This window comes from Nitrincola alkalisediminis, assembly GCF_009821115.1.
Taxonomy (GTDB): domain Bacteria; phylum Pseudomonadota; class Gammaproteobacteria; order Pseudomonadales; family Balneatricaceae; genus Nitrincola; species Nitrincola alkalisediminis.
This window is the reverse complement of sequence record NZ_VYTY01000016.1, coordinates 1-21,113: the sequence shown is the minus strand read 5'-3', so window position 1 is coordinate 21,113 and position 21,113 is coordinate 1. Positions and strand designations below refer to the sequence as shown.

At 44.6% G+C, this 21,113-nt stretch carries 20 protein-coding genes and 1 rRNA gene; all 21 read left to right on the top strand.

Features of this window, described 5'->3' with window-relative positions:
* The first annotated feature begins 40 nt into the window (after positions 1-40).
* Positions 41-2,131, top strand: coding sequence for a flagellar biosynthesis protein FlhA (gene flhA / locus F5971_RS17310; RefSeq protein WP_036514146.1), 2,091 nt, complete (start codon positions 41-43; stop codon positions 2,129-2,131).
* Positions 2,132-2,168: 37 nt separating this feature from the next.
* Positions 2,169-3,605, top strand: a complete 1,437-nt coding sequence (gene flhF / locus F5971_RS17305) for a flagellar biosynthesis GTPase FlhF (protein ID WP_193496317.1) — start codon at positions 2,169-2,171, stop codon at positions 3,603-3,605.
* A gap of 12 nt (positions 3,606-3,617) precedes the next feature.
* The gene (locus F5971_RS17300; RefSeq protein WP_036514142.1) at positions 3,618-4,433 is read left to right on the top strand and encodes a MinD/ParA family protein; all 816 of its coding nucleotides are present in this window, start codon (positions 3,618-3,620) and stop codon (positions 4,431-4,433) included.
* Between the two features lie 25 nt (positions 4,434-4,458).
* Positions 4,459-5,169 (top strand): RNA polymerase sigma factor FliA, encoded by a 711-nt coding sequence (locus tag F5971_RS17295; protein WP_036514140.1) that lies wholly within the window; start codon positions 4,459-4,461, stop codon positions 5,167-5,169.
* A 104-nt stretch (positions 5,170-5,273) separates the two neighbouring features.
* A complete protein-coding gene (locus F5971_RS17290) occupies positions 5,274-5,645 on the top strand; it encodes a chemotaxis response regulator CheY (protein WP_337588686.1) in 372 nt (123 codons plus the stop codon).
* 114 nt (positions 5,646-5,759) lie between these two features.
* On the top strand, positions 5,760-6,491 hold the full coding sequence (locus F5971_RS17285; protein WP_237748694.1) for a protein phosphatase CheZ: 732 nt from the start codon (positions 5,760-5,762) through the stop codon (positions 6,489-6,491).
* A 13-nt stretch (positions 6,492-6,504) separates the two neighbouring features.
* The gene (locus F5971_RS17280; protein ID WP_193496313.1) at positions 6,505-8,598 is read left to right on the top strand and encodes a chemotaxis protein CheA; all 2,094 of its coding nucleotides are present in this window, start codon (positions 6,505-6,507) and stop codon (positions 8,596-8,598) included.
* A 33-nt stretch (positions 8,599-8,631) separates the two neighbouring features.
* Positions 8,632-9,867, top strand: a complete 1,236-nt coding sequence (locus tag F5971_RS17275) for a protein-glutamate methylesterase/protein-glutamine glutaminase (RefSeq protein ID WP_193496311.1) — start codon at positions 8,632-8,634, stop codon at positions 9,865-9,867.
* A gap of 20 nt (positions 9,868-9,887) precedes the next feature.
* Positions 9,888-10,664 (top strand): ParA family protein, encoded by a 777-nt coding sequence (locus F5971_RS17270; protein WP_193496309.1) that lies wholly within the window; start codon positions 9,888-9,890, stop codon positions 10,662-10,664.
* Positions 10,664-11,455 carry a procyclic acidic repetitive family protein gene (locus tag F5971_RS17265; protein ID WP_193496307.1) on the top strand — a complete coding sequence of 264 codons (792 nt, stop codon included), beginning with the start codon at positions 10,664-10,666 and terminating at the stop codon, positions 11,453-11,455. The genes F5971_RS17270 and F5971_RS17265 overlap by 1 nt, the downstream gene beginning before the upstream one ends.
* Positions 11,455-11,880, top strand: a complete 426-nt coding sequence (locus F5971_RS17260) for a DUF2802 domain-containing protein (protein WP_036514829.1) — start codon at positions 11,455-11,457, stop codon at positions 11,878-11,880. Before F5971_RS17265 ends, F5971_RS17260 begins: the two co-directional genes overlap by 1 nt.
* Positions 11,881-11,991: 111 nt before the next feature.
* A complete protein-coding gene (gene ndk / locus F5971_RS17255) occupies positions 11,992-12,399 on the top strand; it encodes a nucleoside-diphosphate kinase (RefSeq protein ID WP_036514827.1) in 408 nt (135 codons plus the stop codon).
* A gap of 69 nt (positions 12,400-12,468) precedes the next feature.
* Positions 12,469-13,578 (top strand): dual-specificity RNA methyltransferase RlmN, encoded by a 1,110-nt coding sequence (rlmN, locus tag F5971_RS17250; RefSeq protein WP_036514824.1) that lies wholly within the window; start codon positions 12,469-12,471, stop codon positions 13,576-13,578.
* A 28-nt stretch (positions 13,579-13,606) separates the two neighbouring features.
* Positions 13,607-14,377: a type IV pilus biogenesis/stability protein PilW gene (pilW, locus tag F5971_RS17245; protein ID WP_036514822.1), complete on the top strand. Its 771-nt coding sequence runs from the start codon at positions 13,607-13,609 to the stop codon at positions 14,375-14,377.
* Positions 14,378-14,439: 62 nt separating this feature from the next.
* Positions 14,440-15,264, top strand: coding sequence for a RodZ domain-containing protein (locus F5971_RS17240; protein ID WP_193496305.1), 825 nt, complete (start codon positions 14,440-14,442; stop codon positions 15,262-15,264).
* Between the two features lie 54 nt (positions 15,265-15,318).
* On the top strand, positions 15,319-16,569 hold the full coding sequence (gene hisS / locus F5971_RS17235; protein ID WP_036514813.1) for a histidine--tRNA ligase: 1,251 nt from the start codon (positions 15,319-15,321) through the stop codon (positions 16,567-16,569).
* Between the two features lie 19 nt (positions 16,570-16,588).
* Positions 16,589-17,245, top strand: a complete 657-nt coding sequence (locus F5971_RS17230; protein ID WP_036514811.1) for a YfgM family protein — start codon at positions 16,589-16,591, stop codon at positions 17,243-17,245.
* Entirely contained in the window at positions 17,242-18,390 is a 1,149-nt protein-coding gene (bamB, locus tag F5971_RS17225) for an outer membrane protein assembly factor BamB (RefSeq protein WP_036514809.1), read from the top strand. The genes F5971_RS17230 and bamB overlap by 4 nt, the downstream gene beginning before the upstream one ends.
* 67 nt (positions 18,391-18,457) lie before the next feature.
* Positions 18,458-19,897 (top strand): ribosome biogenesis GTPase Der, encoded by a 1,440-nt coding sequence (der, locus tag F5971_RS17220; RefSeq protein WP_036514807.1) that lies wholly within the window; start codon positions 18,458-18,460, stop codon positions 19,895-19,897.
* The gene (gene murI / locus F5971_RS17215) at positions 19,887-20,744 is read left to right on the top strand and encodes a glutamate racemase (protein WP_036514805.1); all 858 of its coding nucleotides are present in this window, start codon (positions 19,887-19,889) and stop codon (positions 20,742-20,744) included. Before der ends, murI begins: the two co-directional genes overlap by 11 nt.
* 263 nt (positions 20,745-21,007) lie before the next feature.
* A 16S ribosomal RNA gene (locus tag F5971_RS17210) occupies positions 21,008-21,113 on the top strand; the annotation flags it as partial.

The window sequence follows — 21,113 nt, the reverse complement described above, 5'->3', positions numbered from 1 at the left end:
TTAGTCATTATGTTGACGGTTGGGTGTTGTGGATAGAGGTGTGTTTGTACAGAGTGCGAAACGAATAGGGCAGGGGAATATAGGTATTCCTTTGTTGCTGTTGGTGATATTGGCCATGGTGACCTTGCCTATTCCGCCTTTTTTGTTGGATGTTTTTTTTACATTCAACATCGCTTTATCGATTGTTGTGTTGTTGGTGTGTATTTATGCATTGCGCCCTCTGGATTTTGCGGTATTTCCAACCATTTTGTTAGCGGCGACGCTTATGCGTTTGGCGCTTAATGTGGCCTCTACACGCGTGGTGCTTTTGAATGGTCATGAAGGTGGTGCTGCTGCGGGTCAAGTTATTTTAGCCTTTGGTGAAGTGGTTGTTGGCGGTAATTATGTTGTGGGTATCGCTGTTTTCATGATTTTGGTTATTATTAACTTTGTAGTGGTAACGAAGGGGGCTGGCCGTATTTCGGAAGTGAGTGCTCGATTTACCTTGGATGCGATGCCGGGTAAACAAATGGCGATAGATGCGGACGTGAACGCAGGGTTGATTTCACAGGATGAGGCGCGTGAGCGTCGACAAGAGGTGACGCGAGAAGCCGATTTTTATGGGTCTATGGATGGTGCATCAAAATTTGTTCGAGGGGATGCAGTTGCGGGTATTTTGATCCTAGTGATTAACCTGCTGGGTGGCTTGGGAATCGGTATGCTTCAGCATGGTTTGGATTTTGATACAGCAATGAAAAACTACTCTTTATTGACGATTGGTGATGGGCTTGTCGCGCAATTGCCCTCATTGCTTTTGTCAACAGCGGCCGCGGTCATGGTGACACGTGCAAACTCATCTGAAGCCATGGGGAGTCAGGTATTTACGCAAATGTTTTCATCGCCTAGGGCGTTGTTTGTTGCGTCCGGTGTGATATTTGTGATGGGTATTGTACCTGGTATGCCTCATTTTGCGTTTATTTCCCTAGCGGCTGTGGCAGCGGGAATTGCCTATATGATTCACAGTCGACAGGTGAAACAAAAAGAATTTCAGCAGTCGGAAACCGATTTGCCCGATGCAGTCGTTGCCGAAGAAGAACAGCGTGACTTGAATTGGGATGATGTAATGCCTGTAGATATGGTGGGTCTGGAGGTTGGTTACCGCTTGATTCCCATGGTGGATAAGATGCAGGGCGGGCAATTACTGGGTCGGATTAAAGGTGTTAGGAAGAAGTTGTCTCAAGATTTAGGGTTTTTAGTACCGTCTGTTCATATACGAGACAATCTTGATTTAATGCCAGGTGCTTATCGAATTACGCTGATGGGTGTTATCTCAGGTGAAGGGGAGGTGTATCCAGACCGAGAATTGGCAATTAACCCGGGGCAGGTCTTTGGTAGTTTGAAGGGGGTGGCGGTTAAGGATCCTGCGTTTGGTTTAGATGCTGTATGGATTGAGAAGGGACATAAGGAGCATGCGCAAACATTAGGTTATACTGTTGTTGATGCGAGTACGGTTGTTGCAACCCATTTAAATCAGATTTTGCAAAATAATGCCCATAATTTGATGGGGCATGAGGAAGTGCAGCAGCTTTTGGATATGTTGACTAAAACATGCCCTAAATTGGTTGAAGAATTAGTACCCAAAAAGCTTTCGGTCAGTGTATTGTTGAAAGTATTACAGAATCTATTAATGGAGCAGGTATCACTTAAGGATTTTCGGTCTGTCGCTGAAGCCTTGGCTGAAGCTGTTGATCGAACGCAAGATCCCTTGGCGTTAACGGCGGCAGTACGGGTAGCGTTGTCACGTTTGATTGTTCAAGGAATTAATGGTTCAGATCAAGAATTACCAGTGATTACCTTAGAACCTAGCTTAGAGCAAATGTTATTGGGTTCTATGCAGCAGGGTCAGCCGTCCGATGAAACCTTAGTGTTGGAGCCTGGGATGGCAGAGCGTTTGCAAACCTCATTGGGGCGTGCAGCTCAGCAGCAGGAGATGATGGGAAAGCCGTCGGTATTATTGGTTGCCGCACCTGTAAGACCCTTGATGGCAAGATTTGTTCGATATGGTGAGCATCAAATACATGTGCTTTCCTATCAAGAAATACCTGAAAGTAAACGGGTGACCATTGTTGCAACGGTGGGTGGTAATTCGTAATGTGGATGAATGAGCGCAGTTTCGGTAAGGATCAATTATGAAAGTGAAACGTATTTTTGCTCCTGATATGCGACAAGCAATGAGGCGTGTCAGGGAGGAGATTGGAGCGGATGCGGTCATTATATCGAATCATCGAGTCGCCGGTGGTGTTGAAGTGGTTGCGGCTCGAGAGGAAGATTATGAGCAAGCTCAGGCCGAAATGCTGCGTTCAAAATCTAGAGCGGTGCGGGAAGAGAAGGCCGCTGTGCCGCGCGCTCAATCACGTCGTTCTGATCCTGATTTGGCTGAAGAGTTAAAGCGTGTTGAACGAAAAATATCCGAGGCGCGTCGTGCAGTAGAGCAACCTATCCCAGTGTTGGATCATACGCAAAACAAGCAGATTGATGATGAAGACGATGAGGAGTTAAGGTTTATTTTGAGTTCTCTTAAAACTCAAGATGATGCACGATCACGAGTCGTGTCTAAGGACTCCTTTGCATCGGACGATTGGTCGGATGCACCACCGCCTGCTGCAAGAAATGTACGCCAGTCGCCACCAGAGGATGACTTGATTCGCGTTATGCAGCAGGAAATACATCAGCTTCGCTCCATGATGCAGGAGCAGATTGTGCGTGTGCAGGAGCCACCCGTTCGTCCTAAGCCTGCGCAATATCAGCCACCCACCATGGTTATTCGAGAGACGGAAGCTCGTTTACAGCAAATGGGCTTAAGTGCTCGACTGGTTCAGCAATTGGTGTCCTCAATCGAATCAGACTTGTCTGAGGAGGATGCGTGGCGAAACGCATTGGGCCGTTTTGCAGATGCTATACCTGTCGTTGGCGAAGAGTTTATAGAGCGGGGTGGTATGGTTGCCTTTGTCGGGGCAACAGGAGTTGGAAAAACAACAACGATTGGCAAGTTGGCTGCTCGTTATGTTTTGCAGCACGGCAGCTCTAGTTTAGCGTTAGTCACAACTGACTGTTTTAGGATTGCTGCACATGAACAATTAAAAACCTTTGGGCGCATTTTAGACGTGCCTGTTCGGGTTGTGGATGAAAATCACAGTTTAGAAGAAGTGCTGTTATCCTTGAGAGGAAAGCGATTGGTTCTGATCGATACAGCGGGGATGAATACACGTGATTTAATGGGTAAAACTCAGATGGAAATGTTCTCATCTGTGTCAATGAGAATAAAGAAATTGTTGGTGTTTTCCTGCTCAAGTCAGAGACAGTTGTTGCGCAGTACCTATGAAATCTATAAAGAACTGAATCTCAACGCCTGTGTATTGACGAAAATGGATGAGTCAGGCAGTGTGGGTGAGGCCTTGAGTCTCGTGGTGGAAAAACAGTTGCCAATAGCCTATGTCACAGATGGTCAAAAAATTCCAGATGATTTGATTGTTGCGCAAAGGAGAGATCTCGTAAGCAGAGCGGTGGTTGTTTCACAGCGGCAGTCATCGGATGATGAGTCTGATCCTGTCTTTCGAGCAGGCTAGTAAGGGCATCATATGAAACAAGCTCATCCAGTAAAAGTCATTGCGGTTACAGGTGGAAAAGGAGGGGTTGGGAAGACCAATGTCTCTGTGAATCTATCCACAGCCCTAAGTGACATGGGGCGACGCGTTGTATTGATGGATGCTGACTTGGGGCTTGCGAATGTAGATGTTTTATTGGGTTTACGACCAAAAAGAACAATTGCAGATGTGTTAGATGGTCACACGACATTGGCAGATGTATTGGTGCGTGTTGACGACAACATGTGGATTGTTCCTGCATCTTCCGGTACTCAAGAAATGACGACTTTGTCAGAACATCAGCATGCAGAATTAATTTATGCGTTTAATGATATTGCTGACTCGATGGATGTATTGATCATTGACACCGCTGCAGGTATTTCTGAGTCAGTGGTGAGTTTTGTCAGAGCCTCTCAGGAAGTGTTGGTGGTGGTGTGTGATGAGCCGACTTCAATTACGGATGCCTATGCGTTGATCAAAATGTTGAATCGAGATCATGGGATGACGCGCTTCAGGATTCTCGCTAATATGGTTCATTCAGATACAGAGGGGCGGCATATGTTTAATAAAATTCTGACTGTAACGGATCGCTTTCTGGATGTAACCCTTCAATATGTCGGGTCAATACCTTATGATGAGTCAGTTCGAAAAGCAGTTCAAAAACAAACGCCTGTTGTTAAAGCTTTTCCGAACAGTAAATCATCGCTTGCTTTTCGACAGCTAGCCATCAAAGTAGACAGTTGGCCTGTTTTAAAAAGCCCAAGGGGACATCTTGAGTTTTTTGTCGAACGATTGGTTCAGCGAATTTAAATACAACATCAGACGAAGAAGCTGCATGTATAATCAGCTCCAATTTACGCCCAGCCACGAATTGGTTGAACAGTATGCACCACTTGTGAAGCGAATTGCTCAGCATTTGATGGCGCGCTTGCCTGCGAGTGTGCAGCTGGATGATCTTATACAATCAGGAATGATTGGTTTACTTGAGGCCGCGTCAAAATATGACATGAGTAAAGGAGCCAGTTTTGAGACCTATGCGGGTATCCGTATTCGTGGAGCGATAATTGATGAGGTTAGACGTGGTGACTGGACGCCTAGATCGGTTCATCGAAATGGTCGTCGTGTCGCAGAGGCTATGCGTCAGATAGAAAGTCGTGAAGGGCGGGATGCTTCTGATCGAGAAGTAGCCGATGAGCTCGGTATCTCATTATCCGAGTACCATGCTTTGTTGCAAGACTCTATGGAAGCGCGTTTATTCAGTGTGGATGAGCTAACAGAGGAGTCTGATGAAGGATCAGCTTTGCAGTTTGAAGGGGATAATCTAAGCCCATCTGATGAAGTGAGTCAGGATGCCTTTCGTAGTGCTTTGGTTGCAGCGATAGGTGATTTACCTGAAAAAGAGCGGTTAGTTTTGGCTTTATATTACGATGAAGAGCTAAATTTAAAAGAAATAGGTAGTATTCTTGGGGTGAGTGAGTCTAGAGTAAGTCAAATACACTCTCAAGCCGCCCTGAGGCTTAGAAGTCGTTTAAAAGGTTGGAATTAAGTAGTCGCTTTTGTTTGAGATATCGACAAACCGTGATTACTATAGATGATAGTGAATTATGTTTTTAGTGATCATAGCTGGGGGATAGTGTCTTGAAAAAAGACATCAGAATTCTTGTTGTAGATGATTTTTCTACCATGAGACGAATTATTAAAAATCTGTTGCGTGATCTCGGTTTTACCAATGTCGATGAGGCTGATGATGGTAGAACGGCATTGCCTATACTAAAACAAGGTCGAATTGAATTCTTGATCACAGACTGGAATATGCCCGGTATGACAGGAATAGACCTCCTTAAAGAGGTTAGGTCCGATCCTGAGTTGGCGCATATACCTGTTTTAATGGTGACGGCTGAAGCCAAGCGTGAACAGATCATCGCTGCGGCGCAGGCTGGTGTGAATGGCTACGTCATTAAGCCTTTTACGGCTGTGGTGTTGAAAGAGAAAATTGAGAAGATTTTCGAACGCATTACCTAATCGATGTTTTCGTGTGCTCATTACAACAAGAGTTAAACAATGAATAGTCAAATTGCCAATTTAGAATACGAAGGACTCGAAGAGCTACTAGGCCAAAAGGCCAGAGAGTTGGTTTTGGCAATTGATCAGGGTCAGTTGCACACAGCTATTGATTTGATTAACCAGCTCCAGCAAGCGAGACACCAAGTTTTTTACAATGAAGTAGGGCATCTAACCCGCGGTTTGCATGAGGCAATTAAGTCATTCTCAAGTGATATTGGTGAAAAAATTGGCAGTGGAGCTGTTACATCATCAGGGATGCCATCGATGTCGGATGCTTCTGATCGTCTTGCTTATGTGATCGAACTAACCGATAAGAACTCGCATGAGACAATGGATCGTGTTGATAAATCCTTAACACTAGTTGACCGTTTAGATCATCAATCTGAGCGATTTAGAGACTTGTTGTTATTAGTCGGGCAGCTCGAGGGTGATTTTAAAGCTTTGGACGGTGTCTATGACCGAACTTGTATGGTCAAAAATGAATCAGAAAAAACAGTGGCTGAGTTAAAATCAGTCTTAACTGAAATTTTAGTGTCACAAAGTGTCCAAGATATTACAGGTCAGCTTATTCGGCGTGTTATTACCTTAATGACCCAAGTTGAAGCCCAGCTCGTTAAATTAATGGAGATGGCGTCAAAGGTTGAGCGGTTGAGCGGCATGGATGTGTCTAAAAAAGTAACGAATCCAAGTAAACAAGCTGAGGACCAGATTAAAGCACAAGGTCCTCAATTAAAAAATAAAGAAGCTAACGCAGTGTCTAATCAGGATGATGTTGACGATCTGTTGTCAAGCCTAGGCTTTTGAATAGGGGATGTCTATGAGTTTGGATGTCGATCAGGAAATACTAGAAGATTTCCTCGTTGAAGCAGGTGAGATTCTAGAACAGTTGTCTGAACAGCTCGTCGATCTTGAGCAAAGGCCAGATGATCGTGATTTGCTTAATGCTATATTCAGAGGTTTTCATACCGTAAAAGGCGGTGCCGGCTTCCTTCAGCTTGATCCAATGGTTGACTGCTGCCATCAAGCAGAGAATTTATTCGATTTGCTCCGAAACGGTGAAATTAAACTCACAGCCGCACTTATGGATGTGGTTTTACAATCTTTAGATGCTGTCAACGTCATGTTTGACAATGTTCGCAATGGAGAAGCACCTCAGCCCGCATCAAATGCACTCCTTGCGCGTTTGAAGGCTTTTGTTTCCGGCGAGGTGGAGGACTCTCCCGAGCCAGTTACGGCTAAGCCAGCTGCACCTGCACAACCAGCTCCCTCTGCTGTAAAAGCGGAAGTCTCACCATCGCCTTCGTTGAATCCGAACACTCCAAATGACGAATTTGATTTGTTGCTAGGAGAAGTCGCTGGAGCATCTAAACCTGCCTCTAAAGCAAACACATATGATACCGACGATGATTTGATTACTGAAAGTGAATTCGAAGCACTGCTTGATGAATTGCACGGATCTGGAGGAGCGCCTGGTAAATTGCCCGATTCAGCCGCTTCGATGAGTTCCGATGAAGAGATAACGGAAGACGAGTTTGAAGCGCTACTGAATGACTTGCAGGCCAAGGGGGAAGGTGCATTTGCATATGTGTCCCCGACTCCATCATCGCCTCCGACAAAATCTTCATCCGAGTTCGATAGGTTTATCAAAGATGATTACTCGTCTATGTCGTCGAGTGGGGCTGAAGATAACGGAGCAACGAGAGCCGCGATCTCTGCTCCTTCACCTGTTGCTCAAGCCAAAGTTGTTCAAGAGAGTAACGTCCGCGTTGATACCGCGTTGCTGGATAAAATCATGAACATGGTGGGGGAGTTGGTTCTGGTTAGAAATCGCTTGGTGCGGTTGGGCGGTGCGGGTGATGATGAGGAAATGTCTAAAGCCTTGGGTACATTGGACATGGTCACGGCAGATTTACAGACATCCGTAATGAAAACACGGATGCAGCCGGTTAAAAAAGTGTTTGGACGCTTTCCTCGTCTAATTCGAGATTTATCAAGAAGTTTGAAAAAAGAAATTCGTCTCGAGTTACGTGGTGAAGAGACGGACTTGGATAAAAACTTGGTTGAAGCTTTAGCTGACCCTCTAATCCACTTGGTTCGAAATGCTGTTGATCATGGCATTGAGTCGCCTGAAGATCGTGAGATGATGGGCAAGCCAAGAGAGGGGCATGTTTTGCTCTCGGCGGAACAGGAAGGCGATCATATTCTATTAATCATTCGTGATGATGGCGCTGGTATGGATGCGGAGAAATTGCGTCGTTTGGCCGTCTCTAGAGGTATGCTTGACCCAGAAGCTGCTGCTCGTTTAACTGATCATGAATGCTTTAATTTGATTTTCCAAGCGGGTTTCTCGACAAAATCTGAAATTTCAGATATTTCAGGTCGTGGCGTTGGTATGGATGTCGTCAAAACCAAAATTACCCAGCTAAATGGAACCTTGGCAATTGATTCTGTTCTTGGACAAGGTACTCAGATAGCGATCCAGGTTCCACTAACGCTTGCCATTATGCCGACCCTAATGGTGACTTTAGAGGAGCAGGCATTTGCGTTGCCTTTGGTGAATGTTAACGAAATCTATAATTTGGATTTAACCAAAACAAATATTGTGGATGGGCAACAGGTGATCATTGTTCGTGATCGAGCATTGCCATTATTTCACTTGAAGCGTTGGTTGGTAAAAGGACGTGAAGTAGCCGATCTGCCAGAACAGGGGCATGTTGTTATTGTTTCGGTTGGTACTACCCGAGTCGGCTTTGTTGTTGATCAATTGGTAGGACAGGAGGAAGTGGTCATAAAACCATTGGGGTCTATTCTACATGGAACGCAAGGCTTATCTGGGGCAACAATTACGGGTGACGGGCGGATAGCACTCATTATCGATATTCCAAACCTTTTGAAACGCTATGCAGAATAGTCGGTTTAGCTCGATTGAGTGGGTGATTTCTGTATGGCGGTAAAAGTATTGATCGTTGATGATTCGAGTTTTTTTCGCAACAGGATAGAAGAAACGTTAGGAAGTGATCCGCGAATTAAAATTGTTGGGACTGCCGTAAATGGTACTGAGGCTGTAGAAAAGGCAACGCGTCTACGGCCGGATCTTATAACCATGGACGTTGAAATGCCAAAAATGAATGGTATTGAGGCGGTAAGGCAAATTATGCAAGTTGCGCCAACAAATGTGTTGATGCTGTCATCCTTGACTCATGAAGGAGCAAGGGTGACGTTACGTGCATTAGAGGCTGGGGCCGTTGATTATTTGCCTAAAGATATACGGGCTTGGATGGATCGGTCGAGTGATTTGCGTAAGGAATTGATTGATCGAGTTGTTGCATTAGGAACCTCTCGTAACTTTAATACCAATGCCGCGTTTGGTCGGAGCCCTTCGGCGAGCGGGTCCTCGACGACAATGGTATTCCGGCCGGAGCCTTCTGTTCCATCTGTCGGCTCTACACGAGATGTGGAAGTAAAAAGTGCTCTAGAGGCGAGGCGTCAGCACGTGTCTAGAGTGCACTCAGGTCAAGATCAGACAGTCAGTGGATTATCGGCTCGGCAACAAGATTCTCTTTCAAAAGTGTCTACCTCTAGCCTTACTAAACCGACTAAACTTCCAGACTGTCGATTGGTTGTAATTGGGGCGTCTACAGGGGGCCCGGCTGCGTTGCAGGCAATTTTGACGCGTATCCCGTCGAATTTTCCGCATCCAATTTTGCTTATTCAGCATATGCCTTCTACGTTTACCAAGGTGTTTGCAGAGAGGTTAAATCAGCAGTGTGCTATTGAGGTACGAGAGGCGGTCGACGGTGACCGTATGAGGCCGGGTCTTGCGTTACTTTGTCCTGGCGGTATGCAGTTGATGATTGATCCGCGCCAGACGGATAAGTTGAAAATTATCCCAGGTGATGAGCGTTTAACGTACAAGCCAAGTGTTGATTTTACATATGCATCCGCCGCACGGCTTTATCAAAGTAAAGTGTTAGGTATTATTTTGACAGGAATGGGAGCGGACGGTTGTGAGGGTGCACGTCGGCTTAAAGAGGCAGGCTCTGTAATGTGGGCTCAAAGTAAAGAGACATGTACCATTTACGGTATGCCGCAGGCCGTTGTGAATGCGGGTTTAGCCGATGCCGTTTTGGATTTAAATGATATTGGTGATCTCCTGTCTGCTCCGAATGGCAAAAAGTAGACCGTTAACAGGAAAGAAATATGCAGGTTTGGGCGGTTGCGAATCAAAAAGGCGGTGTTGGTAAAACAACAACAGTTGTTTCTATTGCGGGTCTCTTGTCGGAGGTGGGTTATAGAGTTTTGATGGTGGATCTTGATCCTCACGGTTCACTGACTAGCTATTTTAGATTTGATCCTGATGAGATAGAGTTGAGCGCTTATGACTTGTTTGAACGGCCAGATTTAAGCTCTTCTCAAGTTAACTCATTGATTGTTAAAACGGATAGTGAAAATATTGACTTGTTGCCAGCCTCGACTGCCTTAGCAACGCTAGAGCGTAAAGCGGTTGGTAAGGAAGGGTTGGGTTTACAGGTTGCGAAAGCGTTGCGATTCTTAAAAGATCGATATGATTATGTCATTATTGATAGTCCGCCTGTATTAGGAGTTTTAATGGTCAATGCGCTTGCCGCTTGTAACCACCTTATCATTCCTGTCCAGACTGAGTTTCTCGCGTTAAAAGGTCTTGAACGTATGATTAGAACGATTGATATGATCAATCGAGCTAGGAAAGCAAAGTTGAATTACACAATTTTGCCCACTTTTTACGATAGACGAACACAGGCATCCGTTAGCAGTCTCCGAGAGTTGCACAATGTCTATGGCGACAAGGTGTCTGGCGCTGTAGTCCCTGTTGATACTAAATTCAGAAATGCGAGTATCAAGGGGGTTGTACCCTCAACATTGGATTCTGGAAGTCGTGGTGTTCATGCATATGCTCGGTTACTACGAAACCTATTAGAGCATCGTAAGGGGGCGTAATGGCGGATCAGAAGCAAGTTGTATATGAGTACTTAGAGGCTCTTTTACTTGATGTCGACGAGTTCGATATTGATGAAAGTCTGGCAGGGCTTGATCAAGTAGATGATTTAAAAAAAATGGATGAAGGCTTGCCTACGCTTGAGCAAGCGGATTATGCTTCTGTTGTAGAGCCAGAGCCAGAGCCAGAGCCAGAGCCAGAGCCAGAGCCAGAGCCAGAGCCAGAGCCAGAGCCAGAGCCAGAGCCAGAGCCAGAGCCAGAGCCAGAGCCAGAGCCAGAGCCAGAGCCAGAAATTAAAAAGTCTATCGAGGCCAGTTCTATGGCGGATATTGAACGTGTAGTTTCGTCACAAAAACCAGCCGCCCATGATGACCTGCATTGTCTTTTAATAGACGTACATGGTTTAAAATTAGCTGTCCCGTTTGATTATGTCGAGGGGGCATCTGAAATTCGGGATCTGACGTTAAGCATTGATTCAAGGCAAGATTGGATTTTAGGTCGATATGGCGATGCTTATCAGCAAACGGTTGTGGTTGACACGGGTGTATGGGTGATTCCGAGTACCTATAATGTAGATGATGCGGCTTATACAGATATTGTTGTTTTAAAGGGAAGGTCTTGGGCGTTGGCCTGTAACTCAATCATTGAATCTATTTACATACCTTTGAGTAGTCTAAATATCAATAAGGATAAGACGCATAGAGCTTGGCTTTATGCTACGTGCTTAGAAAAGCGCTGCGCTATTTTAGATATACAACAACTGTTGGATGAGTTTGGGGTGATGATTGTCTGATGTCGCAGTTCGCGGGAGGTGCGTATGGTTGGGTTATATTGGCGAGTTTAGCGTTTTTAGCTATAGTCGCTGTTGGCCTGTCTATCATGGCACTGATTCGTGTTAAACGGCAAGAACAGAGACATCAGGTTTTATTGAAAGTGTTACGCAATGAAATTCAAGGCGCAACAGGCAGCTCCATTGGTTTAGGTAAACGCTTGGTTGCTGTTGAGCGTAAATTGAATATTACAGCCGAAAAGCAAATTGAGTTAGAAAATAGAGATCCAGGGGTGCTTGCGTATAACCAAGCAGCTAGACTCATGGAGATGGGTGCTGGTGTCGAAGACTTGGTGCGATCATGTGGTATAGGCCGTCCTGAAGCTGAGCTTATGGCGTTGTTGCATCGAGAATTGCAAGATGACAAGTCAATTTCACATAAGCACTAACCTCATCATCTTGAACAGTGATGTTAATCGCTGTTCAGTCTCAGTTTCATCACGTATAATTGCCAACCTTTTATCCTTTATCGACCTTAGTTTTAAGCGAGGAAATAGACCATGGCTTTACAACGTACTCTGTCAATCATTAAACCTGATGCTGTTGCAAAAAATGTGATCGGCGAAATTGAAACTCGTTTCGAAAAAGCAGGTCTAAAGATTGTTGCAATGCAAATGAAAACACTTTCCAAAGAAGAAGCAGAAGGTTTTTATGCAGAGCATAAAGAGCGTCCATTCTTTGCTGATCTCGTGGCGTTTATGACCTCTGGTCCTGTTGTTGTTCAGGTTTTGGAAGGTGAAAATGCTGTTCTTCTTAACCGTGATTTGATGGGTGCAACAAACCCTAAAGAAGCAGCAGAGGGCACTATTCGTCGTGACTTTGCTTCTTCAATTGATGCGAATGCGGTTCATGGTTCAGACTCAGAAGCTTCAGCTGCGCGCGAAATTGCTTACTTCTTTGGTGGGTAAATAACCATCGATTTCATGGGTCGGCAAGAGATGTCGACCCATATTATATTGAACAATCAGGTACGCTGTATGCAAACTCCAACTAAAGTCAACTTACTTGGCTTATCCCCATCAAAACTAGAAGCTTTTTTCGACGAGTTAGGTGAAAAGCGTTTTCGAGCAACTCAAGTTCTGAAATGGCTTCATCAGAGGGGTGCGAGTAGCTTTGATGAAATGACCAATCTTAGTAAAAGCCTAAGAGAAAAATTGGAGAGCGTTGCTGATATTCGCGAACCTGAAGTGGTTGTTGAAAAGTTTTCAGCGGATGGGACGCGTAAGTGGGTTATTCGCATGGATGGCGGTTCAAGTATTGAAATGGTTCTGATACCTGAAGGCGCAAGAAAAACACTTTGTGTTTCCTCTCAAGTTGGATGTGCCTTAGATTGTAGTTTTTGTTCTACGGGAAAGCAGGGGTTTAACCGTAACCTGTCAACTGCTGAAATTATAGCTCAGTTGCGTGTTGCGATTCGCTCTTTTGGGCCTTTCGATCCTTCTGATGAACGCCGTGTTACAAACGTTGTTTTCATGGGGATGGGCGAGCCTCTTCTGAACTTTGATAATGTACTTGATGCAACACAGTTGATGATGGATGATAATGCGTATGGCTTATCTAAAAGACGGGTTACACTAAGTACAGCAGGTGTTGTTCCGGCTATGCATAGGCTTGCAGGTGTTAGCGATGTTTCGCTTGCCGTTTCGCTACATGCTCCGAATGATGAATTGCGAAGTCAGCTTGTGCCCGTGAATAGCCGTTATCCGATTCGCGAATTAGTTGATGCCTGCAATAATTATTTAAAGCATTTGAATGATAAGCGTGTTATTACAGTAGAATATACCCTGTTAAAGGGTGTTAATGATCAGATAGAGCATGCTCAGCAACTGATAAAAGTGTTGCGTAAATTTCCTTGTAAGCTGAACTTAATTCCGTTTAACCCATTTCCAGGTTCAGGATACGAAAAGCCAAACGAGGAAGCAATTTTGCGGTTTAAGCAGATAATTGTTAATGCGGGTATCATCACAACGGTTCGAAAAACACGCGGAGATGATGTGGATGCTGCGTGTGGACAGTTAGTCGGACAGGTGGATGATCGTACCCGACGTAGCCAAAAGTACATCAGCATGGTACAACAGCCATCATGATAAATGGATAGTTTATAAGGAGTAAAGGGTGAAGGTTAGGCTCGCGTTAGTCATACTGATTTTTTTTAGTTTTGCTGGATGTGTATCACAAACAGTAAGGCAAGATGCAACCTCTTCACCGGATGCTGCTTTACAAGCCTATACGCAGTTGGGGTTACAATATTTGCAAGCGGGTGATACCAATAATGCGAAGCAGTCGTTGCAAAGAGCTCTTGCCATTAATGAGCGCTATGCTCCAGCCCATAATGCAATGGGGTTAGTGTTTCAATATGAGCGTGAAAATGCGTTAGCTGAAGAATATTTCAAACGCTCCACGCAGCTGGACCCTAATAATTCAATGCACCGAAACAACTACGGTGCTTTTTTATTTGCACAGCAGCGTTATCCAGAGGCATGTGTTGAGTTGCAAAAAGCGGCTGATGATCCCTTTTATTCTGCTCGGGCTCAAGCATTTGAAAACGTAGGTCGCTGTTATCGTATGACAGGGCGTCTAGGTCAGGCAGAAGACGCTTTTAAGCGAGCGCTTGAGCTGAATCGTTCAAGACCCTTTGCACAAGTGGAGTTGGCAGATTTGTTGTTAGACAATGGCAATCTACCAGAAGCGATGCAATGGTTTGACCGTTTTAGACAAATGGTCGACAATCGAAACGCACAGCATTCTGCGCGCAGTTTATGGGTTGGCGTAAGAATAGCACGCGCGGAGCGTAACCCTAGCCAAGCTGCAACCTATGGTTTGCTATTAAGAAATTTATACCCTGATTCTGAGGAATATAGGCTATTTAGGGAGTCGGTGAATTGAGTACAGGCGACCATAATCAAGATTATCGGTCGGAAAATGGATTTCCCGGGCATGAACTAAGAATGGAACGCGAGTCAAAACACTTGACATTGAGTCAGGTGGCGACTGATTTGCACTTAATGCCAAAAGTCATTGCCGCTATTGAGTCATCGAAGCCGCAAACCTTTCATAATCCAGTGTTTATGAGAGGCTATATCCGTAATTATGCTAATTACTTAGGGTTAGATGCAAAAAAATATACGGTTGCGTTTGAACGGCTTGGAACTGTTAACTTAGCGCCTCCGGTGATCAAATCGACCAATAGTGTGAAGCAACGAGATCCGTTCAAGGTGCCGTTTGCCAGGGGGGTCTCTTGGCTGTTTGTGCTTACGATGTTAGGTGTCATCTTTTGGTGGTCGCAAGAGCAATATCGAGTTGTTCCATCTGATGCATCTAGCCTAACGGCGACTATGACTGACATAGCAAGTGAAAGCGAGCGTCTTATTGATGAGGGCTTCTTGGCGCCTGATGCCTTGATTTCAGACGGAAATCCTATAGAAGACTCCGTTGGTGAGTCTGAGTCTCCTAGTGTGGCTGAGGTTGTAGAAGAGACTGTTGAGGAAGTTGTTGAAGAAATTGTCGAAATATTACCGGTTATATTTGATGGATTAGACATGAGCTTCACAAATGAATGCTGGGTTCAGGTTCGAGACTCCAGTGGAAAAACCATTTACTCAGCGGTTGCTAATAGGGGTGATCAGGTACAAATTGCCGGATCTGAGCCTTTATCTGTGATTGTTGGGCGTGTTGATGCGGTTGCAAGTGCTTTGTATAAAGGCACTATAATTGATGTTTCGTCACTTACAAACACAAATGTCGCGCGTTTTACATTGCCTTTAAACCCTTAAAAGAAAAAGTAATGGCAGGATTATAGTTTGTCAAAGATTAAAGCAATTCGGGGAATGAATGATATTCTTCCTGAAAAGACTCCTGTATGGCAGTTTTTAGAAAAAACAGTTCGTGATGTTTTAGCTGGTTATGGATACCGAGAGATTAGAACACCAATAGTTGAGCAAACCGATCTTTTTAAACGGTCGATTGGTGAAGTCACTGATATCGTTGAAAAAGAAATGTATACCTTTGCGGATAGAAATGATGAAAGCCTAACGCTTCGTCCTGAAGGGACCGCGAGTTGTGTAAGAGCCTGTGAAGAGCATGGTTTGCTTTACAACCAGGTTCAGAGATTGTGGTATGCAGGGCCTATGTTCCGCTATGAGAGACCACAAAAAGGGCGCTATAGGCAGTTCCATCAAATAGGTGTTGAAACCTTTGGGATGTCGGGTCCAGATATAGATGCTGAATTAATTCTTCTAAGTGCACGTCTTTGGAAACAGCTCGGAATTGAAGATGTTGTGACACTGGAAATTAATACATTAGGGAGTGCAGAGTCTCGGCAGGCGTTTAAAAATGACCTTGTAGCCTATCTTACCACTCGTAAAGATGATTTAGATCCTGACAGTCAGCGTCGCCTAACAAGCAACCCTCTAAGAATTTTAGACAGTAAATCAGCACAAACTCAACTGATCTTAAATGAAGCCCCAAATTTTCATGATTATCTTGATGCTGAATCTACCTCACACTTTGAATGTTTGAAAGCTTTGCTTAACAGTGTAGGTGTTAACTTTCGAGTGAATCCGCGACTGGTTAGAGGGCTCGATTACTATAGCAAAACTGTGTTCGAGTGGGTTACGGAAGCGTTAGGTGCTCAGGGGACTGTTTGTGCAGGTGGTCGTTACGATGGTTTAGTTCAACAGCTAGGTGGTAAGTCGACGCCTGCTGTTGGTTTCGCCATGGGTGTTGAACGGTTAATTTTGTTAATAGAGTCTATCTCTAAATTACCAGCGTCACTTTATCAGCAGGCAGATGTGTACATTCTCCCGCTTACGACCACGTTGGAAGTGAAACAAAAAATACTTTGTGTAGCTGAAACCTTAAGGGATGAGACAGAGCTTAAGGTTGTGCTCGGTTGTGGGGATGGCAGTTTAAAGAGTCATCTTAAAAAAGCAGATGCCAGTGGTGCTCGTGTCGCATTATTGATTGGGCAGAAAGAACTGGAACATGATACGGTTCAGGTAAAGTTCTTGCGTGAAACCATTGATCAGCAAGAAATCAGTGTGAAGGATCTGACGGATTCTTTTCTAACAAAATTTTGAGGTTGTAGGAGTTAATCAGGTGGCTGAACTGCGAACTGAAGAAGAGCAACTGGATGCACTAAAGAATTGGTGGAAAGAAAACGGTAAAGCGCTGGTGCTAGGTGTTGGTGCTGCGGTTGCTATCGTTGTGGGCTGGCAGGGTTGGCAGTCACGTCAAGCAACGAATGCAGCGCAGGCTTCTATGCTCTATCAAAGCCTGATTGAGTCTGTCGTTGTTGATTTAGATGAAGGAAGGGCGCAAACAAGTGAAACCCTCCAACATTTAGGTGAGCGCTTAAAAGCCGAGCACGCTAAGTCAACGTATGCACAATATGCTGCATTAATTTTGGCAAGGGCGGCTGTGCAGTCGAATAACAATGAGGTTGCGATAGCTGAGCTCGACTGGGTGGTGGCAAACACTAAAGAAGAGGATATTAAGCGGATAGCCACCCTGCGTAAGGCAAAAATTTTGCTGGGCGAACAAAAAGCGGGTGAAGCTTTGTTATTGATGGACTCAATAGACCCTGCTAGCTTTGCAGTTATCTATCATGAGTTGCGCGGAGATGCATACTTTTTGCAAGAGGATATTGAGTCTGCACGTCGTGAGTATGATCGTGCGCTTGCGGCTAATACGGGTGAAGCGAGGCCAATTTTGCAAATGAAGCGTGATGATTTGGGTTCAGGGAGTGGCTCATGAAAAACCTCTTCAGATTTTCGGTCTTGCTGGTTCTCTTTGTCTTGCTTGGAGGCTGTGGTTTTTGGAGTAAAAGTGATGAGGTGAAACCATCACCACTCCCTGATATTGTATCTGAGAATAGAGTGAATGTGCTGTGGACGGCAAATGTAGGGGATGGTCCAGGTAGACGCTTTCATGAAATGACTGTTTCGATTGATGGCGACAGAATTTTTGCAGCTGATCATAAAGGTTTGGTTGCTTCTTTTGATCGTAGGACTGGCCAAAGGATTTGGTCAGTTAACTTGAAAGATCCCATTGTTGGTGGCGTGGGCGCTGGGCATGGTCATGTGATCGTGAATTTGCGTTCAGGTGAGATTGTTTCCTTAAGTGCTGAAAATGGTACCGAGTTATGGCGTTATCAGTTAACGTCCGAAGCAACGGCACAGGTACAAATAAACCCATCCATTGTTGTTGTTCAGACCGTGAATGGTCGTATAACGGCATTAGATAGAGTTTCAGGCACGCATCGTTGGACGTATGATGCGCAAGTTCCATCCTTATCACTGAGAGGTACGGGGGCTCCACTGCTCACATCAGATGTAACAATTGCCGGTTTTTCAAACGGAAAATTGGTTGCACTGAATAATGAAAGTGGTTTGTTCTTTTGGGAAACTCGAATTGCGGATGGTAGTGGTCGTTCTGAATTGGAGCGAATGGCAGATATTAAAGGAAGGCCGCTTATTTTAAACAATACATTATATGTTGCGGCGTACCAGGGACAGATCAGATCGATCAACCCGTTTAACCTCCAGACATTTTGGGGGCATGATGTTTCAACCTACCGAAGCTTAGCAACAGGGTTTGGAAATATCTATTTAGTAAATGACAGAGATGCTGTTCTGGCCATGGATGCTGCAAGTGGAGCTAGTGTCTGGACGCAAAGAGATTTATCATTAAGGCGCTTGTCAGCACCAGCGGTGATAGGAAATGCAGTCGTTGTCGGTGATGCTGAGGGGTATTTACATTTTATGTCACAGGTCGACGGGCGTTTTGTAGCGCGTCACAGGTTGGATTCATCAGGTGTGACGGGCGACATGTTAGTGCGTGACAATGTTCTCTATGTATTAACAAATGCTGGACGGTTAGCGGCTATTCAGCTGAATTAATGAATTTAATATCCAAAAACGGCTGTCTGTTTTTTACAGTCGGCCGTTTTTGGTTTTGGGAAAAACTATGCTTCCGGTAATTGCGCTTGTTGGGCGTCCTAATGTTGGTAAATCAACACTGTTTAATCGATTGACGCGCTCGAGAGATGCGCTCGTAGCTGATCTTCCAGGATTGACACGTGATCGCAAGTATGGCCAAGGGCAGCTTGATGAGTGCAGCTACATTGTGATTGATACGGGTGGTATCACAGGTGATGAAGCCGGTATTGACAAAGCGATGGCTCAGCAATCCCTATACGCAATAGAGGAAGCTGATGTTGTGCTCTTTATTGTTGATGGTAGATCAGGCTTGAATCAAGCAGATGAAATGATAGCTGATCATTTGCGTCGAAGTAATAAACCTTTTAGGTTGGTTGTGAATAAGACCGATGGTATAGATGAAAATGTGGCAATGGCTGATTTTTATGGCCTAGGTGTAGGGCAGCCAATACCGATAGCCGCCTCACATGGTCGTGGTGTTTCACAATTGATGGAGTTGGTGCTTGAGCCCTATCTCTTACTGAGCATCAAGGATGAGGCTGAAAAAGACGATTACAAAGATACGATACGCATTGCAATCATAGGTCGTCCGAATGTCGGAAAATCGACACTTGTTAATCGAATGCTCGGTGAGGAGCGTGTAGTTGTTTTTGACCAAGCAGGCACTACGCGTGACAGTATTTATATCCCGTATGAGCGCGAAGATAAAAAATATACACTGATCGATACTGCAGGCGTGCGGCGCCGTAAACATATCACTGAAGCAGTGGAAAAGTTCTCAATTGTTAAAACCCTTCAAGCGATACGTGATTCTAATGTAGTCGTAATGGTCGTTGATGCAAGAGAAGGGGTTACGGAGCAAGACTTGCACATGCTTGGGTTCATCATAGACTCTGGACGTGCATTGGTTATTGCTTTGAATAAATGGGATGGAATGACCTCTGAACATAAAGAAAAGGTGCGAGAACAAATAAGGCGGCGACTTGAATTTGTTGCATTTGCGCGAATGCATTTTATTTCAGCTAAGCATGGAACAGGTGTTGGTGATCTCTATGGTTCAATCCATGAGGCCTTTGATTCTGCGATGGCGAAATGGTCGACAAATAAACTGACACGTTTGCTTGAGGATATTGTTGCTGATCATCAACCTCCCTCCGTTCATACGCATCGCATCAAGTTGCGTTATGCGCATCAAGGGGGCTCAAATCCTCCTATTATTGTTGTGCATGGTAATCAAACAGATTCTCTGCCGATATCCTATAAGCGTTACCTGGAAAATCGATTTGTTAAATTGCTTAAAATTCGTGGGACACCTATACGGTTCGAATTTAAAACGGGCGATAACCCCTTTGCAGGTAAGCGAAATCTCTTAACAGCTCGGCAAAAAGCTAAAAAAGAGCGTAATAAAGAGCATATTAAAGCACTTAAAAAACAAGCTAAGAAGCGGTCGGATAAACGTGGAAAATAGTAGTGTCGGTGTGAGCAAGTCGATAGGTTTATTTGATTCTGGTGTTGGGGGCTTAACGGTTCTTAATGAGGTTAGGAAGTGCTTGCCGAATGAAAACTTAGTTTATCTAGGCGATACGGCTCGTGTTCCCTACGGAACCAAAAGTGTTGCATCGATTTCGAAGTATGCAGAGCAAGCAGTAAGGGCGCTGGAGTCTTATGATATAAAGGCGCTCGTTGTTGCGTGTAATACAGCTTCAGCTGCCGCTCTAGATGTTTTGAGAAACTCCCGTCCGGATCTGCCGATTATTGGTGTGATTGATCCAGGTGCGCAAGCGGCCGTTAGCGTGAGTCAAAAATGCCATATTGGTGTTATTGCTACTGAAAGCACCATTAGTAATCAGGCCTATCAAAAAGCGATTCTCTCAATTCGGCCTGATGCATCAATCAAAGCAGCGGCCTGCTCGTTGTTTGTGGCGCTTGCTGAGGAAGGGTGGCATGAAGGTGAGCTGGTTGAAGGAATCGTTAAAAAGTCATTAGAAAGTTTGTTTGTGCATGACCCTGAGCAAGAAGGTATTGATACACTGGTTCTGGGTTGTACACATTTCCCTTCATTAAGGGGGGCTATTCAAAATGTAGTCGGGCCGAAAGTTAGGTTGGTCGATTCTGCAACTACAGCAGCTGAAGCATTATGCAATGCACTGGATGGTCTGGGGCTACTAAATCCAACATCGAGGAATGGAAAGGTGATCTTCTTAGTAACGGACGGGCCTGAACGCTTTGCGCGTGTTGCTAAGAATTTTTATTCAGAATTGATTATGCCAGAAGATGTTACACTGATAGATATCCAGCATTTCGGTTTTAATTAAAAAAACTAAAAAAAAAGAAATTAAGTGTTGACGTGAGTGTGAAGTCTAATTAATATACGCACCTCGCTTGAGACGACTCAAAACACCGAGTTGACCAAGACGCTCTTTAAAAAATTAATCAGGTAATGCGTGTGGGTGCTTGTTCAGGTTAGGCATTAAAGCTTAATCAAAAACAAGCAACCTATATGTGAATTCATTTAGATGTACGTTTTTGAGCATGAATTAGATGATTGGTTGCTTAGGTGATTGATTGTCGAAAATTTAAACTGAAGAGTTTGATCATGGCTCAGATTGAACGCTGGCGGCAGGCCTAACACATGCAAGTCGAGCGGTAGAAAGTAGCTTGCTACTTTTGAGAGCGGCGGACGG